This is a genomic window from Novosphingobium sp., assembly GCF_965228995.1.
Lineage (GTDB): Bacteria > Pseudomonadota > Alphaproteobacteria > Sphingomonadales > Sphingomonadaceae > Novosphingobium.
In genome coordinates this window covers 3,319,419-3,340,513 of record NZ_OZ245852.1, presented here as the reverse complement: position 1 = coordinate 3,340,513, position 21,095 = coordinate 3,319,419, and the positions used below count along the sequence as shown (strand labels likewise).

Annotated in this window: 16 protein-coding genes; 15 read left to right on the top strand and 1 reads right to left on the bottom strand. The window is 66.5% G+C overall.

Features of this window, described 5'->3' with window-relative positions; translation table 11 throughout:
• The first annotated feature begins 26 nt into the window (after positions 1–26).
• A complete protein-coding gene (locus ACO056_RS15215; protein WP_421848210.1) occupies positions 27–947 on the top strand; it encodes a kinase in 921 nt (306 codons plus the stop codon).
• A 386-nt stretch (positions 948–1,333) separates the two neighbouring features.
• Here ACO056_RS15215 and ACO056_RS15210 read toward each other — a convergent pair whose 3' ends face one another.
• Complete coding sequence (locus ACO056_RS15210) at positions 1,334–3,499, bottom strand: primosomal protein N' (protein ID WP_421848208.1); 2,166 nt, start codon at positions 3,497–3,499, stop codon at positions 1,334–1,336.
• A gap of 130 nt (positions 3,500–3,629) precedes the next feature.
• On the opposite strand from ACO056_RS15210, the gene fsa reads away from it, so the two are divergent.
• The 14 genes from fsa (at position 3,630) to ACO056_RS15140 (ending at position 21,074) form a co-directional block, all read left to right on the top strand.
• Positions 3,630–4,283 (top strand): fructose-6-phosphate aldolase, encoded by a 654-nt coding sequence (fsa, locus tag ACO056_RS15205; protein ID WP_421848206.1) that lies wholly within the window; start codon positions 3,630–3,632, stop codon positions 4,281–4,283.
• Between the two features lie 44 nt (positions 4,284–4,327).
• Positions 4,328–6,148 carry a cobaltochelatase subunit CobT gene (cobT, locus tag ACO056_RS15200; protein WP_421848204.1) on the top strand — a complete coding sequence of 607 codons (1,821 nt, stop codon included), beginning with the start codon at positions 4,328–4,330 and terminating at the stop codon, positions 6,146–6,148.
• 176 nt (positions 6,149–6,324) lie between these two features.
• The gene (locus tag ACO056_RS15195; protein WP_421848202.1) at positions 6,325–6,930 is read left to right on the top strand and encodes a hypothetical protein; all 606 of its coding nucleotides are present in this window, start codon (positions 6,325–6,327) and stop codon (positions 6,928–6,930) included.
• Positions 6,931–6,946: 16 nt separating this feature from the next.
• Positions 6,947–7,474, top strand: coding sequence for a DUF2846 domain-containing protein (locus ACO056_RS15190; RefSeq protein ID WP_421848200.1), 528 nt, complete (start codon positions 6,947–6,949; stop codon positions 7,472–7,474).
• A 132-nt stretch (positions 7,475–7,606) separates the two neighbouring features.
• The gene (locus ACO056_RS15185; RefSeq protein ID WP_421848198.1) at positions 7,607–8,269 is read left to right on the top strand and encodes a nitroreductase; all 663 of its coding nucleotides are present in this window, start codon (positions 7,607–7,609) and stop codon (positions 8,267–8,269) included.
• Positions 8,270–8,365: 96 nt separating this feature from the next.
• The gene (locus tag ACO056_RS15180; protein ID WP_421848196.1) at positions 8,366–10,399 is read left to right on the top strand and encodes a CHASE2 domain-containing protein; all 2,034 of its coding nucleotides are present in this window, start codon (positions 8,366–8,368) and stop codon (positions 10,397–10,399) included.
• On the top strand, positions 10,392–11,132 hold the full coding sequence (locus ACO056_RS15175; protein ID WP_421848194.1) for a hypothetical protein: 741 nt from the start codon (positions 10,392–10,394) through the stop codon (positions 11,130–11,132). The genes ACO056_RS15180 and ACO056_RS15175 overlap by 8 nt, the downstream gene beginning before the upstream one ends.
• Before the next feature lie 47 nt (positions 11,133–11,179).
• Complete coding sequence (gene cysS, locus ACO056_RS15170) at positions 11,180–12,712, top strand: cysteine--tRNA ligase (RefSeq protein WP_421848192.1); 1,533 nt, start codon at positions 11,180–11,182, stop codon at positions 12,710–12,712.
• Complete coding sequence (locus ACO056_RS15165) at positions 12,709–13,179, top strand: hypothetical protein (RefSeq protein WP_421848190.1); 471 nt, start codon at positions 12,709–12,711, stop codon at positions 13,177–13,179. Before cysS ends, ACO056_RS15165 begins: the two co-directional genes overlap by 4 nt.
• A 17-nt stretch (positions 13,180–13,196) precedes the next feature.
• Positions 13,197–14,135 carry a D-2-hydroxyacid dehydrogenase gene (locus ACO056_RS15160; RefSeq protein ID WP_421848188.1) on the top strand — a complete coding sequence of 313 codons (939 nt, stop codon included), beginning with the start codon at positions 13,197–13,199 and terminating at the stop codon, positions 14,133–14,135.
• Between the two features lie 143 nt (positions 14,136–14,278).
• A complete protein-coding gene (locus ACO056_RS15155) occupies positions 14,279–15,955 on the top strand; it encodes an acetolactate synthase large subunit (protein ID WP_421848186.1) in 1,677 nt (558 codons plus the stop codon).
• Positions 15,956–16,090: 135 nt separating this feature from the next.
• A complete protein-coding gene (locus tag ACO056_RS15150; protein ID WP_421848184.1) occupies positions 16,091–17,527 on the top strand; it encodes an aldehyde dehydrogenase family protein in 1,437 nt (478 codons plus the stop codon).
• 227 nt (positions 17,528–17,754) lie between these two features.
• Complete coding sequence (locus tag ACO056_RS15145; RefSeq protein ID WP_421848182.1) at positions 17,755–19,194, top strand: multiheme c-type cytochrome; 1,440 nt, start codon at positions 17,755–17,757, stop codon at positions 19,192–19,194.
• Between the two features lie 83 nt (positions 19,195–19,277).
• Positions 19,278–21,074, top strand: coding sequence for a heme-binding protein (locus ACO056_RS15140; protein ID WP_421855533.1), 1,797 nt, complete (start codon positions 19,278–19,280; stop codon positions 21,072–21,074).
• The last annotated feature ends 21 nt before the right edge of the window (positions 21,075–21,095 follow it).

Here is a 21,095-nt window from a genome sequence, read left to right as displayed (position 1 = left end):
TCTAGAAAAAGCGCCACTTTTCTACCATGACCGCTGCCGAAAGGGAGGCGCGCGGCCCTATCGACGCGCTGATCGCCGCCGAAGGCCTCCCCGCTAGCTACCGCGCCACCATCGAAGCGCACTGGCGCCCGCTTGCCCACGCCATCGCGGCAAGGGCCACCGGCTTGCCGCTCATCGTCGGTGTCAGCGGTTCGCAGGGCAGCGGCAAGTCCACGCTCTGCCGCATGCTCGAAGCGCTCCTAGCCGAGGACCACGGCCTTCGCGTGGCCACGCTTTCGCTCGATGACCTCTATCTAACCCGCGCCGCGCGCGCCGAACTCGCCGCTTCGGTCCATCCGCTTTTCGCCACGCGCGGCGTTCCCGGCACGCATGATGTGGCGCTCGGCCTGTCGCTTCTGGATGCCGTGCGGGCAGGGCAGGCGGGCCTCGTGTTTCCGCGCTTCGACAAGGCGGCAGACGACCGCGCCCCCGAAGCGGAATGGCAAACCCTAACCGCGCCGGTGGACGTCCTCCTCTTCGAAGGCTGGTGCATGGGGGCCCGTCCGCAGACCGCGGCAGACCTTGCCATCCCCCTCAACCGGCTGGAAGCGGAGGAAGACGCGGGCGGCATCTGGCGTGCCCATGTCAACGCGGCGCTCGCCGGCCCCTACCGCGCGCTGTTCGATGCGCCCGACCTGATGGTCATGCTCGCCGCCCCCGGTTTCGAAGCCGTGCTCGGCTGGCGCCAACTGCAGGAAGCCAAACTGCGCGCCCGCAGCGGTGGCGGCATGTCCGACGCCGAACTGGCCCGCTTCGTGATGCATTACGAGCGGATCACGCGGCACTTGCTGGCCGATCTGCCGGGCCGGGCCGACGTGCTCATCGCGCTGGGGGAGGACCATGCCGTCACAGCCGCCCGCCACCGCGCGGATCAGACGATCTCCACCCCCCAACCCCGTCCGTCCTGAGCTTGTCGAAGGATCGTCCTTTGCTTCCAGCTTGGCGCGAACCTTCAAGAACAAGGGCAGTGCTTCGACAAGCTCAGCATGGACGGGGTTTGGGGTGAGCGGGGCTTCGCAAACCGGCCCCTCGTTTTCGCTTGGGACGAACGGTTCGCGGTGATCCCTTCGGGAACGGACAACTGGCCTTCCCCAACCCCGTCCGTCCTGAGCTTGTCGAAGGATCGTCCTTTTCTTGAATGCGCGCGCCAGGCAGATTCCAGTTTCCTACATGCCCCCATCCATGGCACATCGGCGCTCTGCTCTTTGAACCATCAAGTCTCTGAAATAAAACGATGAAACCGGATCGGATGTTTCACTCAGGACTGTGTCAACCGTGTCAACTTGTAGGATTTTCAGACGAAGGAATAGGGGTCGATATCCACCGCCACCCGCACCCCCGGGGGCATGCGCAGCGGGGCGAGCCAGCTTCGGATCAGCTTCTGCACTTCGGCAGACCGGCGCGCCGCGATCAGCAGGCGGTAGCGGTGCCGCCCCCGCAGCAGCGAGAGCGGGGCAGGGGCGGGGCCGAGGATCAGGACGCCGGGCTCATCCGGCCGCGTGCCGCCGATGGCCCGCGCCGCCTCGCGCGCTTCGGCTTCGTCCTCGCTCGAAACGATGATCGCCGCCCACCGGCCAAACGGCGGCGCGCCCGCTTCGCGCCGTGCCTCGGTCTCGGCCTCGTAGAACGCGTCGCGCGATCCGCTGGCAAGCGCGGCGATCACCGCGGCCTTGGGGTGGCGCGTCTGGATCAGCACCTCGCCCGGCTTCGCCCCGCGACCGGCGCGCCCCGCCACTTGCGCGATCTGCTGGTAGGTCCGCTCCGCCGCGCGCAAGTCCCCGCCATCGAGCCCCATGTCTGCATCGACCACGCCGACCAGCGTCAGCTCCGGGAAATGGAACCCCTTGGTGACGAGCTGCGTCCCCACGATCACGTCGATCGCCCCGCCTTCCGCCTGCGCCACGAATTCGGCGGCGGCGGCCGGGCTCGCCAGCGTATCGGAGGTGACAACCGCCACCCGCGCACCGGGCAGCAGCTCGCTCACCTCGTCGGCAATGCGCTCCACGCCCGGCCCGCAGGCGACAAGGCAATCGGGCTCCCCGCACTCCGGGCAGACCGGCGGCGGCGGCACTTCATGCCCGCAGTGATGGCAGGCCAGCCGCTGCGAAAGCCGATGCTCGACCAGCCACGCCGAGCAATTCGGGCATTTGAAGCGGAACCCGCAGTGCCGGCACAGCGTCAGCGGCGCATAGCCCCGCCGGTTGAGGAACAGGAGGCTCTGCTCGCCCTTGGCCAGCCGGTCCTGCAGCGCTTCCACCAGCGGCGGCGCCAGCCAGCGCCCGCGCGGCGGTTGCAGTTCGGTGAGGTCGATCACTTCGATCGCCGGCAGCTGCGCCCCGCCGAAGCGGCTCGGCAGCACCAGCCGCTTGTAGCGCCCGGCTTCTGCCATCTGCAGGCTTTCGAGCGCCGGGGTCGCGCTTGCCAGCACCACCGGCACGCCCTCGAAATGCCCGCGCATCACCGCGACATCGCGGGCGTTGTAGCGCACGCCGTCGTCCTGCTTGAACGCGATCTCGTGCGCCTCGTCGACCACGACCAGCCCGAGATCGGCAAACGGCAGGAACAGCGCCGAGCGCGCGCCCACCACCACCTTCGCCCCGCCGAACGCGACTTGCCGCCACGCCCGCCGCCGCTCCGAAGCCTTGAGCGAGGAATGCCAGGTGACCGGCGCCACCCCGAACCGCGCCTCGAACCGCCCCAGGAACGCTGCCGTCAGCGCGATTTCCGGCAGCAGCACGAGCACCTGCCGCCCAGCCGCCAGCGCCGCTGCGATGGCTTCGAAATAGGTCTCCGTCTTGCCCGAGCCGGTCACCCCGTCGAGCAGGAACGGCTGGAACGCATGGGCCTCCACCGCCGCGACCATTTCCGCCGCCGCTTCGGCCTGCTCATCTTCCAGCGCGGGGACGGCAAACCGCGGATCGGGTTCGGGATAGGGCCGGTCGCTGTCGACCAGCACGGGTTCAAGCAGCCCTTGCCCCAGCATCCCGCGCAGCACGGCTTCGGAAACCCCGGCGATCTCGGCCAGCTCGCGCATGGTCGCCTGTTCGCCTTGCAGCAGGTCGAGCGCCTGCAGCCGCTGCGGTGTCATCCGCGCCGGTTCTTCGCCGGTAAGGCGGTATTCGGTGATGGTGGCGCTGCCTTTGAGCGCGGCGCTGCTCGACAAGGCCATGCGCGCCACGGCAGAGAGCGGCGCGAGGTAGTAGTCCGCCGTCCACGCGATGAGCCGCCGCAAGGGCGCAGGCAGCGGCGGCACCGGCAGCACTTCGAGGACGGCGCGCAGCTTGTGCGCCGGATAGTCATCGCCGGGCAGATCGCCTTCGTCCCACACCACCCCGAGGATCTGGCGCGGCCCTAACGGCAACACCACCACGCTGCCGGGCGGCGCGTCCATCCCTTCGGGCACCCGGTAGTCGAGCGCGCCGAGGGCGGCGTTGAAAACGATGCAGCGCACGCGGGTCATGCACCCCATCTAGGGACTGGTGGCCTTCGGGGCAAAGGCTCACCTCCACCCGATTGGGGAAGAATGACAGGCTACACAGCGGCTGCCCTCGCGCTATAGGGTTCGCAGAATCGGATACAGGACGCCCCCCATGAAGTTTTTCGTCGACACAGCCGACACTGCCGAGATTGCCGACCTTGCCTCCACCGGCCTGCTCGACGGCGTCACCACCAACCCGTCGCTGATCGCCAAGGCGGGCCGCGACTTCATCGAAGTGACGCGCGAGATCTGCGGCCTCACCAGCGGCCCCGTCTCGGCCGAAGTCGTGGCGCTCGATCATGAAGGCATGATGCGCGAGGCCGAGATCCTGCGGAAGATCGCCGACAACGTCTGCATCAAGGTGCCGCTCACCATCGATGGCCTCAAGACCTGCAAGGCGCTGACGAACGACGGCACCATGGTGAATGTCACGCTGTGCTTTTCGGCCAATCAGGCGCTGCTCGCCGCCAAGGCGGGGGCGACTTTCGTTTCGCCCTTCGTTGGACGGCATGACGACAACGGCTTCGATGGCATGGACCTGATCCGCGACATCCGCCTGATCTACGACAACTACGCCTTCGGCACGGAAATCCTCGTCGCCTCGATCCGCCACGGCGTCCATGTGCTCGAAAGCGCCAAGATCGGTGCCGATGTGATCACCGCGCCGCCGGCCGTGATCAAGGGCCTGTTCAAGCATGTCCTGACCGAAAAGGGCATCGAGGGCTTCCTTGCGGATTGGGCCAAGACCGGGCAGACAATTGGCTGAACACAGCCATCGGCTGACGCTTTATCGATGGATGCAGACAGACCTTGCCTGACGAAAGCCCTCTCGACCAGTTCCGCTCCGTGCTCGCCGGCACCGCACGCGCGGTCGCCGATGTGCCCGAACTCGAAGTCGCCTGGACCGCCGATGCGCCAAGCCAGACGGGGACGAACTTGCGCCTGCCGATGCCGGGCCGCGCGCTGCCGGCCGCGCAAGTAGCGGAGGCGCGCGGATTTGCCGATGGCATGGCGCTCAAGCTGCGGCTCCACAACGAACCGATGCACAACAGGGGCGCTCCCGCCGAGCCGCTGGCGCGCGCTTGCTACGATGCGATCGAGCAGGTCCGCTACGAGGCGCTCGGTTCGGATGGCTATGCCGGTATCCGCGGCAACCTCGATGCGGCGACGACGATGCGCATCGCCTCCGATCCGATCGCCCGCGCGATCCGGCCCGAGGATGTGCCGTTGCCCACCGCGCTGGCCATGCTGCTGCGCGAGAAGCTGACCGGGCAGGCCGTACCCGCCGCCGCCGAAGTCGGCACCGCGATGGTGCGCAGCTGGATCGAGGCGCGCGCCGGGGCCGATCTCGAAGGGTTCGCCGATCTGCTCGGCGATCAGAAGGCGTTCCAGAACCTCGCGCTGGAAATGCTCGGCCACCTCGATCTCACCAAATCGCCTGACGACGCGGACGACGGCGGCGACGAGGACGATGGCGAGCAGGCCGACGACGAGGCCGAAGACCAGCCCGACGCATCCGATGAAGGCGCGGAGCAGCAGCCCAGCGAAGTCGCCGGTGACACCACCGAAGGCGACGAGCAGGGCGAGGAGCAGGAGCAGACCGAGACCTCGGAAGACACCGCCGATGCCGACATGGCGGACGAAGGCGAAGAGGGCATGCTCCCGACACGGCCCAACCGGCCGTGGACCGATCTGCCGGAAAGCTGGGAGTACAAGTCCTACACAACCCAGTTCGACGAAGTCGTCTCCGCCTCAGAGCTGTGCGACGAAGAAGAGCTCACCCGCCTGCGCGCCTATCTCGATGCGCAACTGAAGGGCCTGCAGGGCGTTGTCACGCGCCTTGCCAACCGTCTGCAGCGCCGCCTCATGGCGCAGCAGAACCGCTCGTGGGATTTCGATCAGGAAGAAGGCCTGCTCGATGCCGCGCGGCTTGCCCGCGTCGTCATCTCGCCCGGCCACTCGCTCTCCTACAAGATCGAACGGGATGTCGAGTTCAAGGATACCGTCGTCACGCTGCTGATCGACAATTCAGGCTCGATGCGCGGCCGCCCCATCTCGATCGCGGCGATCAGCGCGGACATCATGGCCCGCACGCTCGAGCGCTGCGGCGTGAAGACCGAAGTATTGGGCTTCACCACCCGCGCCTGGAAGGGCGGCCAATCGCGCGAGGCATGGCTTTCGGGCGGCAAGCCCGCACACCCCGGGCGCCTCAATGACCTGCGCCACATCGTCTACAAGAAGGCGGATGAGCCCTGGCGCCGCGCGCGCAAGAACCTGGGCCTGATGATGCGCGAGGGGTTGCTCAAGGAAAATATCGACGGCGAGGCGCTGCTCTGGGCGCACACCCGGCTGCTCGCGAGGACGGAGGATCGGCGCATCCTCATGGTTATCTCGGACGGCGCGCCGGTCGACGATTCGACGCTGTCGGTCAATTCTGCGGGCTATCTCGAACAGCACCTGCGCCGCGTGATCGACTGGATCGAGAAGCAATCGCCGGTCCAGCTCGTCGCCATCGGCATCGGCCACGATGTGACGCGCTACTACCGCCGCGCCGTTACGATCATGGATGTCGAGCAGCTTGGCGGCACGATGGTCGAGCAGTTGGCGGGCTTGTTCGAGGACGACGACTGAGGCCTGCAAGGCGCGTATCAATCAGTCCACATTGGTTGCAAAATCGGCGGGCTACCGCGTTATAACGTTATGTTTCTGACATAAGGTCCTGCTAGTCTCCCTAAGGGGAGGGCCGAATGCGTCATTGCTTGGGGTGCGCCGTTGCGGGTGCCCTTTTCTGCATCCCGGCGGGTGCCTTGGCTCAGGATCCGCCCGGCACTGCGGCGGCTTCTGCTGCGCCCGCCCCTGTGTCTCCGCCTGCCCCTGTTTCTCCGCCCGCCGCGCCAGCCTGCACCGCCTGTATCCCCGCGCTTTCGCCGGTCGAGCTCGTGCTCGATACCGAAGTGGGCAGCAAGATCAGCAAGACAGGCGACACTTTCGCCTTCCATCTCGCCAGGGCCATCGTGATCGACGGGCGCGAGGTCGTGCCGGCCGGGTCCGCCGGGCAGGGCGAGGTAATCCACGCCAAGAAGGCCGGCGGCAGCGGCACTGCGGGCGAACTCGTGCTGGCAGCGCGGTTCCTCGTGGTCGGTTCGCAGCATCTGCGGCTGCGCTCCATGCACATCGCGCAGCAATCGGCTGACGCGATCGGCAAGATTGATGCATTCAACGCGGCAACCGTGATGAGCCCCGTGCCGGTCGCGCTCATCGGGTTTGCCCTCACGGGGAGCAATAGCGTGTTCCCCAAGGGCACTCCGGCGATAGCCAAGACCGCGGAAGCCTTTCCGGTGCCTGCGCCGGCTGGCAGCAGCCCCGCAGCAGATCAGACCCACCCACAGGCAAGTCCGCCCGGCGGTGAATGACAGGAGACGATGCAAGATGATGAAGACAGCTACAAAGGCGGGATTGCTGCTGCTGGGGACGGTCATGATGGCGCCGACGGCCATGGCCGGTGACAAGCCGCCGCTACGCATCCCTGCGCCGCCAGCGGGCAAGGGGCAGATCGTGTTCTACCGCACCGGCACGATCATGGGTGCGGCCATGGGCTGCGCCGTGAATGAGCATGGCCAGAAGATCAGCTCGCTGGGATCGGGCCGCTATTTCATTCTGGTCACCGATCCGGGCCGCCACGAATATACCGTGAAGAGCGAAGCCAAGGACACCCTCGCGCTCGAGGTTGAGGCTGACGAGACGCAATATGCCATGTGCCGGATCAAGATGGGCGTCATGGCGGGCAGGCCTGACCTGCGCCCGTCGACTGCCGAGGAGTTCACCAAGGCAGGCACCAACCGGCTGGTCGAAGCGGACGACATGGGGCCCGGGCCCGGTGCGCTGCGTCCGGACGAGGTGAAGGCTGCGCTTGAGGCGGCACCGGCACCGGCGCCGGCGGCGCCTGCTGCCAACTGACCGGCGTCCGGCAGGCCCCGCATCGGCGGTTGACGGGGTTAATTTAAGCGGCCAATTAAATCGCGAACAGCATCCCTGCGCTGGCACCACACCCCGGCGCAGGGATGCCTGCATAATGCGGAGAGATTGACCATGGATGTTGCCGAAGCCGTACTCACGCGCCGTTCGATCCGCGCCTTCAAGGACACGCCGGTGCCGCTCGACGTGCTGCGCCGCGTGCTCGATACTGCGCGCTGGGCGCCTTCGGGCTGCAACTTCCAGCCCTGGGAAGCGACGATCGTCACTGGCGAGCCGCTCAAGGACCTGCGCGCAAAGATGATGGCGACCCCGCCGCAGGATCCGCGCGAATACAGCTGGGACGATCCGGAAGTGATCCCCGAATGCAAGGCGCGGCTGCACGGCGTGGGCAAGGCGATGTACAGTGCGATGGGCATCGGCCGCGCCGATACCGAGGCGCGCACCAAGTTCATGGCCAGCAACATCTCCTCGTTCGGCGCGCCGGCGGTGCTGCTGTGCTATTTTGATCGCCGCATGGGCCCGCCGCAGTGGTCTGACGTGGGCATGTGGCTCCAGACGATCATGCTGCTGCTGCGCGGCGAGGGGCTCGACAGCTGCCCGCAGGAGGCGCTTTCGCTTTATGCCAAGCTGATCAAGGACTTCATCGGCGTTTCGGATGAAACCCACATCTTCTTCTGCGGCATCGCCATCGGCTACCGCGAGGAAGAGGCCCCGGTGAACAACTTCGCGCGCGAGCGTGAGCCGATCGACGGCAACGTGCGGTTCCTGGGCTTCTGATGGGGCGGAGTGCGCTACTGCATAGGCAGTGGCGCATGAGGGCGCTAAACCTCCACCGATCCGGTTTGCGGACCGGCATCTGGTGGGGGTGGAGCAATGCCTGATTCGAAGGGCATATCGGCGCAGGCGCTGCGGCAGGGGCTGCGTGAGCTTGGCTGGCAGCGGCTGGCGGTGGCGGCGCTGCTGCTGGTGTTTGCCCTGTTCACCGCGCTGCGCAGCTGGCAGCTGCCCATTCTGGGCGACGCGGAAAACGCGCTCTACGATATCCGCGCTGCCGGCTTTGCGCCGCGCACCGATACCGACAAGCGCATCGTGCTCGTCGTCTATACCGACGATACCAACCGCAAGTCGGGGCAGATCTCGCCGGTCGACCGCACTGTGCTGGCTGAAGCGCTGGCGCAGATCGAGGGGATGGGCGCCAAAGGTATCGGCATCGATATCCTGCTCGACAGCGCGCAGGACGACGATCCGCTGCTGCAAGCCGCGCTGCGCGGGATGAAGACACCGGTCTACCTCGCCTTTGCCAGCAACCACACCAATCCCGAGGCAATCACCTGGGAGCAGGAGCAGGACCTGCGGCGTTATATCGCAGCGGTGCGGACGGATACGACAAAGCCCGCCAGCATTCTCCTCGTCACCGACAACGATGGCGCCGCGCGCCGCTGGCCGCGCCACTATCCCGGCCTGCCGCCGCTGCTGTCCGAAGCGCTGACGCAAGGGACGCCGGATGCCGCGCCGCAGTTCTCCGGGTTTGCCGGGCCGATCCGCTACCGTCTGCCCACCGCCAAGGATCGCCCGGTCTTCGAGAAGATCCCCATCGATCTCCTCGCCGATCCTGCCACTGCGCCGCTCGTCGCCAATACGATCCGCGGGCGTTATGTGCTGATCGGCGGCGACTTTGCCGATTTCGACCAGTTCGATACGCCCTTCACCCGCACCGGGCTTTCCGCCGATGCGCGGGGCGGCCATGCGCGGATGATCGGGGTGGAGATCCACGCATCGATGCTGGCGCAACTGCTCGACAAGGCGCTTCCGCGCAGCGTGCCCGGCTGGGCGCAGGCGCTGGGAGCCATCCTCGCCGTGCTGCTCGGCATGGTGACGGCGGCGATCCGGGCGCGGCCGTGGCAACTGGCGCTTGGCGTCGCGGCGCAGCTACTCGCCTTTGCGGCGTTCCCGTTCCTTGTCGCGAATGCGGGCTTCGATACGCTCGGCTTTCCCGCCGTCGGCTGGCCGGCGGGCTGGCTGATCGCCTATGTCGCGGTGAGCTCCGCCTTGCGGGCGATCAATGCGGCGCAGCGCGAATTTGCGCAGGGCGCGCTTGGCAAATACCTCCCGCGCTCGGTCGCCAGCGAAATCCTGCGCAACCCGGAGCGGCTGCGGCTCCACGGCGAGAAGCGTGAAATCTTTTGCCTGTTCAGCGATCTCGAGGGCTTCACCAAGCTGACTCACGCGGTCGAGCCGGAAATGATCGCACGGCTGCTCAACGAATATCTCGACAAGCTTTCGGCGGTCGTGCTCGAACATGGCGGCACGCTCGACAAGTTCGTCGGCGATGCGGTCGTCGCATTCTGGGGCGCGCCGCTGGCCTATCCGGATGACGGGGAGCGCGCGGTCAAAGCGGCTATCGCGATGTATCAGGCGGGCGAGGAATTCCGCCGTAATGCACCCGCCGGAGTGCCGCCGATCGGGCGCACCCGCGTCGGTGTCCACTTCGGCGAGGCGATTGTTGGCAACTTCGGCGGTGACGGGCGCATCCAGTACACCGCGCTCGGCGATGCGATGAACACTGCCGCCCGGCTCGAAGGCGCGAACAAGCCGCTCGATACCACGATCCTCGTGAGCCGCGAGGCGATGGAGCGCTCCGGCCTTGGGGGCTTCCGCCCGATGGGCACCGTGAACCTGCGCGGGCGGGCGACCCCGGTCGAGGTATTCGAGCCCGTACCCGACGCAGCGCCCGAAGCGCGCACGCTTGCCGAAGAGCTGGTCGCCGCCCATGCTGCAGGAAACCGCGCGGGTGTGCAGGCGCTCACAGTGCGAATCGGCGAAGGGGACCACAAGGATCTCGCGCTGGCCAATCTGGCGCGCCGCCTAGCGGAACTGGATGATGGAGAGAGCTATGTCCTTGGCTAAACGCACCCTTGCTGCCGCCGCCCTTCTCGGCGCGAGCTTCGGCTGGAGCGCGGCGGCCCATGCGCAGGCCGTGGTGATCCGCTCGACCGGGCCCTCGGCTGCGGCCTATCCGATGGGGCGCAAGCTTCCCGCTGGTGCTGCCGTCAGCCTCAAGGCGGGCGATCAGGTGACGGTGATCGACCAGGCCGGCTCGCGCGTCCTGTCCGGGCCCGGCAGCTTCCGCATCGACAACACGGTGAACCGCGATGCTGCGGGCGGGGCCAACACGGCGCTCGCCGCCCTCATCGCCCGCGGCGGCGCGCGCACCCGCACCGGGGCCGTGCGCGGCGATCTCGAAGTGCCGACCGAAGCCGTCCGCCCGGACAACGTGTGGTATGTCGACGTGAGCCGGGGCGGCACCGTTTGCATCGCCGATCCTGCGCAAGTCGTGCTGTGGCGGCCCAACCGCGCCGAGACCGGCAACGGCACGCTCTACGGCGCGGACAACACCCCGGCCGAAGTGACCTTCCGCGCCGGCAGCGCGATCAAGCTGTGGCCGGTGGCGACGATGCCGGTGGTTGATGGGCAGACCTACCGCTTCACCAGTCCGGTCGGCCAGACGGTCAAGATCACCACGCGCCTGCTGGCCGACGTGCCGGAAGATCCCGTCGCGGTAGCGGCGCTGCTTGCGGAAAAAGGCTGCACCGCGCAGATCGACGTGCTGGCCAACGCACCCGCCGCCCCGGCCGAATAGCGGGCCGCCCTTGACCGGCGGGCGCGCAGGCTGGCAGAGCGCGGGGCATGGAACTTACCCTGTTCAACAGCCTGACGCGCCGCGCCGAGCCCTTCCAGCCGGTCCACGAGGGGGAAGCGCGCGTCTATACTTGCGGGCCGACGGTCTACAACTACCCCCACATCGGCAACATGCGCGCCTACGTCTTCGCGGATGTGCTGGGCCGCACGCTGAGCTTCAAGGGCTACAAGCTTACCCACGTCATCAACATCACCGATGTCGGCCACCTCACCGACGACGCCGATGATGGCGAGGACAAGATGGAGCGAATGGCTGCGGCGCAGAAGCAGTCGATCTGGGAGATCGCCGAGCACTACAAGCAGGCCTACTGGGCCGATGTGCGCGCGCTCAATATCCGCCAGCCTGCGCAGTGGACGGTGGCGACGGACTACGTCGAGCAGATGATCGAATTCGCGAAGGGCATCGCGGCGAAGCACTGCTACGAGCTGGAAAGCGGCCTTTATTTCGATGTGTCGACTGTGGCCGATTATGGCCGCCTTGCGCGCGCGCAGACCGACGAGGGTGAGGGCCGGATCGAAGCGGTGGAAGGCAAGCGCAATGCCGCCGACTTCGCGATCTGGCGCAAGACCCCGCCCGGCGAAAAGCGCCAGATGGAATGGCCTAGCCCATGGGGCATGGGCGCGCCGGGCTGGCACCTCGAATGCTCGGTCATGTCGGGCGCGGTGCTGGGCTTTCCCTTCGATATCCACACCGGCGGCATCGACCACCGCGAGATCCACCACCCCAACGAGATCGCCCAAAACCAGGCGCACTGCTGCACGAATGGCCTCGACAATGCGGCCAATTCGGGCGCCAAGGTGTGGATGCACAACAATTTTCTCGTGGAACGCAGCGGCAAGATGTCGAAGTCGTCAGGCGAGTTCCTGCGGCTGCAATTGCTGATCGACAAGGGCTACCACCCGCTCGCGTACCGGCTGCTGTGCCTGCAGGCGCATTACCGCAGCGAGCTCGAGTTCAGCTGGGAAGGGCTGGGCGCGGCGCTGACGCGGCTGAAGCGGATGGTCATGGCGGTGGAGCAACTGAAGGCCCGCATTCCTCCCCCACCGGGGGAGGGGGACCATGCGCAGCATGGTGGAGGGGCACCCTCGGCCATGCACGACAGTGCCCCTCCACCACCTGCGGTGGTCCCCCTCCCCGTGCCGGGGAGGAACTTTACTCCGCACCTTGAGCGCTTCGACGGTGCCGTCTCCGACGATCTCAACACTGCCGTCGCGCTGACGGTGCTCGAGGATGTCGCCGCGCTCAAGAAAGTCGATCCTGCAGAGAAACTGGCGGCCCTCGCTGCCATGGACGCCGTCCTCGGTCTCGATCTCCTGAACCTCACGCGCGCCGATCTGCGCCTCCGCCCCAAGTCCGCCACTATCACCGAAGGCGAAATCGAAGCCACGCTCGCTGCTCGCAAGGAAGCCCGCGCCGCCAAGGACTTCGCCCGCTCCGATGCCCTGCGCAATGAACTTGCGGTACAGGGCGTCGAGGTCATGGACGGCGATCCGCTCGGCTGGGAGTGGAAGCTCGGATGATCCTCGCCGCGCTCGCCTTGGCCGCCGCACCGGTAGCCACACCGGACGCGGCGATAGCGGCCATCTACGCCCCCTTCCGCCGCGCCGAAATGCGGGACGCGGCGTGGGAGCGACCGATTTTCACGCCCCGGTTGGCGGCCCTCATCACCCGCTGGCGCGCGGTGACGCCCACCGATGAAGTCGACGACCTCTCGGACTTCGATTGGCTCTGCCAGTGTCAGGATTGGGACGCGGGCGGCCTCCACGAACGGATCACTGGCCGCCGCGTGCTCGGCCCGAAGCGGCAGTTGGTGATCGTGTCGCTCGGCATGGCGCCCGGTCGCCGCGAAAACCTGCGCTTCGTGTTCCAGCGCCGGGACGACCAGTGGCTCGTGGATGACATTTTTGCGAGTGGCTTCCGGGGCGGCCTGCGCGCGACGCTAGTGCGGACGACGGCAGCCGACATCGCGCTGCATAAACATCGATAGCCAAGAGGATCAGCCTGATGACCATTCTCGTGATGAACGCGCTCGCTGCGCCGCTGGTGCAGCCGCACTTGCCGGACTGGATCGAGCCGCGCTTCTTCCGCCACACCGCCGAGCTTCTGGAAATGGCGCCCGAGGCCGAGATCGGCTGGTTCGATCTGGAGGAGATCGAGCCGATGGTCGAGGCGATCACCCTCGCGACCCAGCTCAAGTGGCTCACCAGCATCTACGCCGGGGTCGATGGCCTGCCGCTCTCGCTGATGGCGGAGCGCGGCGTGGTGATGACCAATGGCGCAGGCATCAATGCGATCACGATTGCCGAATATGTCGTGATGGGCATGCTCACCGTGGCCAAGGGCTACCGCGAAGTCGTGCGCGCGCAGGACCGGCACGAGTGGCTGATGGATTCGCCCGGCAAGCTTGAACTCGCTGGCAGCAAGGCGCTGATCCTCGGCTATGGCGAGATCGGCCAGCGGGTCGACCGCGCGCTGCAGGGCTTCGGTGTCGAAGTGACCAAGGTCCGCCGCTCGGCAGGGGAGGGCACGCTCCTGCCCGGTCAGTGGCGCGCGCAGTTGGGCGAGTTCGACTGGGTGATCCTTGCGGTGCCCGGCACGGCAGAGACCGAAGGCATGATCGGCGCGGCCGAGCTCGCCGCGATGAAGCCCTCGGCGGTGCTGGTCAATGTCGCGCGCGGGAGTGTGGTCGATCAGGATGCGCTGGTGGCGGCGCTCACCGCGCAGAAGCTGGGCGGCGCGTTCCTCGATGTCACCACGCCCGAGCCGCTCCCGGCGGATCATCCGCTGTGGTCGATGCCCAATGTCCACATCACCATGCACCTTTCCGGCCGCGCGCAGGGCAAGATGTTCAAGCGCGCGGTGGAGCGGTTTCTCGGCAATCTCGATCGCTACCGGCGCGGCGAGCCGCTGACGCACCAGGTCGATTTCGCGCGCGGTTATTGAAGCCGCAAGCAGGGCGTGACTCGCGCGCAGGGCTTTGTTACCCCTTGGGGCAAGGTGGTGCGCGGCAGCCGTAACCGCCGGATGGTCGCGACCGTATTGGTAAAGGGAGGCGCTGCCGCGTGCTCCCTTGGGGGAGCGATCACATGAGCGAAGATGCTGGCAAGGTTTCCGGGGGCAAGAAAGCGTCCGACCTGTTTATCGAATGCCTTGAGGAAGAAGGCTGCGAATACATCTTCGGCGTGCCCGGGGAAGAGAACCTCGATTTCCTCGACTCGCTCTCGCGCTCCACGAAGATCAAGCTGGTGCTGACCCGCCACGAGCAAGGCGCAGGCTTCATGGCTGCGACCTATGGCCGACACACCGGCAAGACCGGCGTCTGCATCGCCACGCTGGGGCCGGGGGCGACCAACTTCGTCACCGCCGCGGCCTATGCCACGCTCGGCGGCATGCCCATGCTGATGATCACCGGCCAGAAGCCGATCAAGAAATCGAAGCAGGGCCGCTTCCAGATCCTCGACGTCGTCTCGATGATGGGGCCGATCACCAAGTTCACGCACCAGATGGCAAGCTCGGACAATATCCCGAGCCGGGTGCGCGAGGCCTATCGCCTCGCCGAGGAGGAGAAGCCGGGCGCGACTCACATCGAACTGCCTGAGGACATTGCCGACGAACACACCGATTCGCGGCCCATCAAGCGCAGCCAGGTCCGCCGCCCCAGCGCCGATCCCAAGTCGGTGCGCCAGGCGGTCAATGCGCTGGAGGCCGCGAAATCGCCGGTGCTGGTGATCGGCGCGGGCGCCAATCGCACGATGACCGGGCGCATGCTGCTCCAGTTCGTCGAGAAGACCGGTATCCCGTTCCTCACCACTCAGCTCGGCAAAGGTGTGATCGACGAGCGGCATCCCAAGTTCCTCGGCTGCGCGGCGCTCTCTGCCGGAGACTTCGTCCACCGGGCCATCGAAGACTCCGACTGCATTGTGAACATCGGACACGATGTGATTGAAAAGCCGCCCTTCTTCATGCGCGATGGCGGGCCAACGGTGATCCACGTCTCGTCCAAGACGGCCGAAGTCGATCCGGTCTATTTCCCGCATATCGAAGTGATCGGCGATATCGCCAACGCGATCTGGCAGATGAAGGAAGACATCGTGCCCTCGGGCAGCTGGACTTGCGGCAAGATGCTCGAGTACCGCGCCGCAGAAGTCGCGCACACCGCCCCGCTGGCGGCGGACGCGCGCTTCCCGATCTTCCCGCCGCACCTCGTCAGCGAAGTCCGCGCGGCGATGCCCGATGACGGGATCATCTGCCTCGACAACGGCGTCTACAAGATCTGGTTCGCGCGCGGCTACACTGCCTACCGGCCCAATACCGTGCTGCTCGACAATGCGCTCGCCACGATGGGGGCGGGGCTGCCCTCGGCGATGATGAGCGCGATGCTCTATCCCGAACGCAAGGTCATGGCGATCTGCGGCGATGGCGGCTTCATGATGAACAGCCAGGAGATGGAAACCGCGGTGCGCCTCGGGCTCAATCTCACCGTGCTGATCCTCAACGACAGCAGCTACGGCATGATCCGCTGGAAGCAGGCCAACATGGGCTTTGTCGATTTCGGCCTGACTTACGGCAATCCGGACTTCGTGAAGTATGCCGAGAGCTACGGAGCGCATGGCCACCGCGTCGAGAGTTCGGCGCACCTCAAGGAACTCATCGCGCACTGCCGCGATACACCCGGTGTCCACCTGATTGATTGCCCGGTCGATTATTCGGAAAACGACCAGATCCTCAACAAGGATATCAAAGCGCTGTCCAAGGCGCTGTAAACACCAATCTCGTCACCGGCGTGGCAGCGCCGTGATGAAACAATCCAGAGCTCTGGCGCGCATCCGCCCGGGATTGCATCGCCTTGCTCGCAAGAACGAAACCGGGGGCCGCGCGCTCCCCTCCAAAGGCTTGCCATGACCAAACTCAAAGACGTCTATCCGCTCTATCTCAACAACAAGGCTGTTCAGCCGAACACCGATCTTGTCGTGACCGACAAGTTCACCGGTGAGATCGCCTTCCGCACCGCGCTTGCGACGCCCGATGTGATCGACGCGGCGATTGCCGGCGCGGTCCGCGCGGCGGAGCCGATGGCGCGGCTGGCGAGCTACGAGAAGCGCGATGTCCTCGCCCACTGCGTCCGCCGCTTCATCGAGCGCTTTGACGAACTGGCCTATGCGCTTTGCGTGGAAGCCGGAAAGCCGATCGCGGACGCTGAAGGCGAGGTGACTCGCCTGATCGATACGTTCCGCATCGCCAGTGAAGAAGCGACGCGCAATTACGGCGAAGTCCAGCCGCTCGATATCTCTGCCCGTGCAAAGGGTTACATGGGGATGTGGAAGCGAGTTCCCATCGGGCCGTGCAGCTTCATCTCGCCGTTCAATTTCCCGCTCAACCTTGCGGCGCACAAGATCGCCCCGGCGATTGCGATGGGCTGCCCCTTCGTGATGAAGCCCGCCAGCCTCACCCCGCTCGGCGCGATCATCATGGGCGAAGTGCTGGCCGAGTGCGATGTCCTCCCCGAAGGCGCCTTCTCGATCCTCCCGGCTAGCCGCGATGGCGCCGATCTCTTCACCACCGACGAGCGGCTGAAGCTGCTCTCCTTCACCGGTTCGCCCGGGGTGGGCTGGGAACTCAAGGCCAAGGCGGGCAAGAAGAAGGTCGTGCTGGAGCTTGGCGGGAATGCCGCGGTCATCGTCGACGCCGATGCCGATCTCGATCATGCACTCGCCCGGATCGTGTTCGGCGGCTATTACCAGTCGGGCCAGTCGTGCATTCACGTGCAGCGCGTGATTGTCCACGAAAGCATCTACGAAACGTTCCGCAACATGCTGGCAGAAAAGTTGAAAACCTTGATCTCCGGCGATCCCAAGGCGCGGGATACCTTCATCGGACCGATGATCTCGGCCAAGGAAGCGCAGCGCCTCAAGGGCTGGATCGACACAGCCGTTGCCGGCGGCGCAACACTGCTGGCCGGCGGCGGCTGCGACGGCGCGATGCTGGAGGCCACGCTGCTCGAAGGCTGCAGCCGCGACATGGAGGTCTACACCGAGGAAGCGTTTGGCCCGGTGGTCCTGCTGTCGAAGTTCAGCGACTGGAATGCGGCGCTGGACGAAGTGAACGATAGCAAATTCGGCTTGCAGGCCGGTATCTTCACCCGCGATATTCACAAAGTGCTTGAGGCCTGGGATCACCTCGAGGTCGGCGGTGTCGTGGTCAACGACGTGTCGAGCTACCGGGTCGACAACATGCCCTATGGCGGGGTCAAGGATTCCGGGCTCGGCCGCGAGGGCGTGCGCTTTGCGATGGAAGACATGAGCGAGATCCGCAATCTCGTGATCCGCCGGGTCTGAACGCCTGCCGTCAGGGGCGCCCCAGGCTCTGGTGGCGTCCCTGCGCGGGACAAGTGCCGCGGGCATTCGGTAAATGGTCGCAATGGATATAATTCCGCGCTTGAACGGCACGCACTGTCTGGCGTAACCAATGCTTTAAGGGTCGCCCTGTTAGGTCTCGTCCTGCGCGCGGTGAGGGCCGGAATGGTTCCTCCGCATCAAGCGCCGGGCGTAGGGAACGAGGGGCAATGCGGGGCATATCGACACTGGTGCGGTCGTTCGAGGCTGCCCTTCGCCGCGGGGTGAAGTCTCCGTTCATGGCAGGCCTTGCTTGCCTCGCGCTTGCGCTTGCCGCGCTTGGCGGTGCGCTCATCCTGCATTCCGCTCCGCTCCGGGCTGAGACTGCGACCGATGGCGGCACGCTGCGCGCGCACATGGGCGTTGCCAGCTGCGCGGGTTCGACCTGCCATGGGCGCAGCGTCGCCAGCGGCACACCGGTCCGTCAGGACGAACTCCTGCGCTGGCAGGAGGAAAGCTCACCCACCGGCGCGCACAGCCGCGCCTGGCGCGTGATCGGTGAGCCGCGCGGCCAGGCCATCGCCCGCCGTCTCGGGCTCGACAGTGCCGGGCTTGTGCGCGAATGCGCCGGCTGCCACGCCTCGCAAGGGGCGGCCAAGCTCGCCGATGGCGTCGATTGCGAGGCTTGCCACGGCAATGCCGGAGCGGGCGCGAGCGGCGGTTGGCTCGCCACGCACTACACCGTGGGCACCAGCCATGCGCGCAACGTGGCGCAAGGGATGACCGATCTGACCGTGCCGCGCGTGCGCGCCGGGGTCTGCCTCGATTGCCACCTCTCCGGCGACGGGCAGGGCCAGTTCATCGCGCACCGCATCATGGCCGCGGGCCATCCGCGCATCTCGTTCGAGCTCGATCTGTTCAGCACGCTGCAGCAGCACCACGATGAGGATGCCGACTACATCGCGCGCAAGGGCCACAAGACCAATTCGATGCAGATGTGGGCGATCGGGCAGGCCGAGGCGGTTTCGCGCGGGCTCTCGCTCTACCTGCAGCCGGCCAAGGCCAGCGACGGGGTATTCCCCGAATTCACCTTCTACGATTGCCATTCCTGCCACCGCCGCATCTACGATAGCGACGAGGCGAGCGTCAGTGCGGTGCCCAATCCGGGCCGCCCGATCCACGCCGGCATGCCGCCCTATAACGACGAGAACATGATCCTGCTGCTGGCCGCCGCGCGCGTCGTTGCGCCCGCTGAGGCAGCCACGTTCGATGCGCGCTCCAGGGCGTTTCACCGCGCGATGGGTGTGGGGCGCGGCGAGACGGTGGCGGCCGCGCAGGCACTGCGGCAGGCGGCCGAGGCTCTATCGGCGCGCTTTGCCGTAACGGCTTTCAGCCGCGATCAGGCCTTTACGGTGATCGACACGATCGCCAGCGATGCGATTTCCGAACGCTTCACCGATTACGAGGGCTCGGTCCAGTCGGTCATGGCGCTCGATACGCTGCTGAACGGCATGGTCAACGCAGGCATGGTGACGGCGGGCGGCGCGGGGAACCTGCGCATCCAGATCAATCAGGCCTATGCCGCCGTGCGCGATCCCAACGGGTTCCAGCCGATTGCTTTCCGACGCGCGCTGGGGGGCGCGGTTCGTTCCATCCGGAGTTTGCGCTGATGGCCTTACGAAACTTGCCCACCCATCTGGCTGCCTGGCTTGCGCTGGTCGGCCTGTTCCTGTCGGGTCTCGCACCGGTTGCGGTGGGCAGCGCCGCAGCTGCGGTCTACACCGCGCCTCCGCTTGAGGCGCTGACCGTTGCCGATGTGCAGAAGGCTATCGCGCAGTCGGTCGGCGAGGCGAAGGCGCGCGGCGCCAAAGCGACGATCGCGGTGGTCGACCGGGTGGGCAATGTCCTCGCGGTCTACCGCATGACCGGCGCTGGCACCACGATGCGCATCCTGGCGCCGACCCAGCTTCCCGCGACGACGTTCCCTTCGGAAGCGGGCGCAATCGCCAAGGCGATCACCGCGGCGTATCTGTCCTCCAGCGGCAATGCCTTCTCCACACGCACTGCCTCGATGATCGTGCAGCAGCATTTCCCGCCTGCGCCGAGCACGCCGGGGCTGGAATCCGGGCCCCTGTTCGGCGTGCAGTTCAGCCAGCTGCCCTGCTCGGATCTCAACACACGCTTTCCCGGCTCCGCCGCCGCGCCGACCGCGATGATCGGCCCCAAACGCTCCCCGCTCGGCCTTGCGGCTGATCCGGGCGGGCTGCCGCTTTACAAGAACGGCGTGGTCGTCGGCGGGATCGGCGTGATGGCCGACGGGATCTACGGCTTCGATCCCAATGTGCTCGATTTCGACACCGACCTTGACGAACTCGTGGCCCTGGCAGGCGAGCAGGGTTACGCCCCGCCAATCACGATCCGGGCGGACCGCATTCCGGTCGATGGCACCACGCTGCGCTTTTCCGATGCCAAGCCAACCCAGCTGCACCCCCTGCAATCGAGCTTTGCCGCGCTTGGTGCTGGGGCCGGGGCGCTTATCGCGGTCGCGGGTTTCTATGCCGGGACAGCCATCCTTCCCGGCGTTGCCTATGGCACCGAACGCAGCGGCATCCGCTTTGCCAAGGCGAGCGAGTTCAGCAATCCTGAAGCCTTCGTCCTGAGCGACGGGAACGGCGTGAACCGCTTCCCGATCCGCGGCGGGACCGATGCCGCCGAAGTCGGCACCGCGCTCAGCCCGGCAGAAGTTCGTGCGGTACTGGAGGAAGCCTTCAAGATCATGAGCCGGGCCCGCGCGCAGATCCGCCGCCCGCTCGATACGCCAGCGCAAGTGACGATCTCTGTGGTGGACAGCTGGGGTACTCCGCTCGGCCTCGTGCGCAGCCCCGATGCGCCGATCTTTGGCACGGACGTCGCGCTGCAGAAGGCGCGCACGGCGGCGTTCTTCACCAACCGCAGGGCGGGCGAACTGCTCCTCGCCGATCCCGATCCGGGCGTGGCCTCGACTGTCGCCGCGACACGGACTTTCCTTGCCGACAACACGGCGCTGACCGGCAAGATCGCCTTTTCGAACCGCGCCATCGGCAATCTCGCGCGTCCCTATTTTCCCGATGGCGAAGTTGGCCGCCCGAATGGTCCGCTTTCGGTGCCCATCGCCAAGTTCAGCCCTTTCGCGACCGGGCTGCAGACCGCGCTTATCGCGCACACGCTCGATGCCAATCGCTGCACGAAAATTCCGCTCGCGCCCAATGGCCAGCAGCGCCTGGCCAACGGAATCCAGATCTTCTCCGGTTCGGTGCCGATCTATCGCGGCAACATGCTGGTCGGGGCCATCGGCGTTTCGGGTGACGGCATCGATCAGGACAACATGATCGGCTTTCTCGGCGTCAACAACGGCGGTCGGCGGGTCGGCACCATCAGCAACGCGCCCAAAGCCATCCGGTCGGACCGGATCGTGGTGAACATCGGTGTCGGCGTGCGGCTGCGCTACATCAGCTGCCCGTTCGCGCCGTTCCTCGATACCTCGGCTCAGAACGTTTGCGAGGGGCTGTGAGCTTTTTCGCGTCCCTTCTTG

Coding starts and splice junctions, on each gene's coding strand:
- ACO056_RS15215 (WP_421848210.1), top strand. CDS start 27: ATGACCGCTGCCGAAAGGGAGGCGCGCGGCCCTATCGACGCGCTGATC.
- ACO056_RS15210 (WP_421848208.1), bottom strand. CDS start 3,499: ATGACCCGCGTGCGCTGCATCGTTTTCAACGCCGCCCTCGGCGCGCTC.
- fsa (WP_421848206.1), top strand. CDS start 3,630: ATGAAGTTTTTCGTCGACACAGCCGACACTGCCGAGATTGCCGACCTT.
- ACO056_RS15190 (WP_421848200.1), top strand. CDS start 6,947: ATGATGAAGACAGCTACAAAGGCGGGATTGCTGCTGCTGGGGACGGTC.
- ACO056_RS15185 (WP_421848198.1), top strand. CDS start 7,607: ATGGATGTTGCCGAAGCCGTACTCACGCGCCGTTCGATCCGCGCCTTC.
- ACO056_RS15180 (WP_421848196.1), top strand. CDS start 8,366: ATGCCTGATTCGAAGGGCATATCGGCGCAGGCGCTGCGGCAGGGGCTG.
- cysS (WP_421848192.1), top strand. CDS start 11,180: ATGGAACTTACCCTGTTCAACAGCCTGACGCGCCGCGCCGAGCCCTTC.
- ACO056_RS15165 (WP_421848190.1), top strand. CDS start 12,709: ATGATCCTCGCCGCGCTCGCCTTGGCCGCCGCACCGGTAGCCACACCG.
- ACO056_RS15160 (WP_421848188.1), top strand. CDS start 13,197: ATGACCATTCTCGTGATGAACGCGCTCGCTGCGCCGCTGGTGCAGCCG.
- ACO056_RS15155 (WP_421848186.1), top strand. CDS start 14,279: ATGAGCGAAGATGCTGGCAAGGTTTCCGGGGGCAAGAAAGCGTCCGAC.
- ACO056_RS15150 (WP_421848184.1), top strand. CDS start 16,091: ATGACCAAACTCAAAGACGTCTATCCGCTCTATCTCAACAACAAGGCT.
- ACO056_RS15145 (WP_421848182.1), top strand. CDS start 17,755: ATGCGGGGCATATCGACACTGGTGCGGTCGTTCGAGGCTGCCCTTCGC.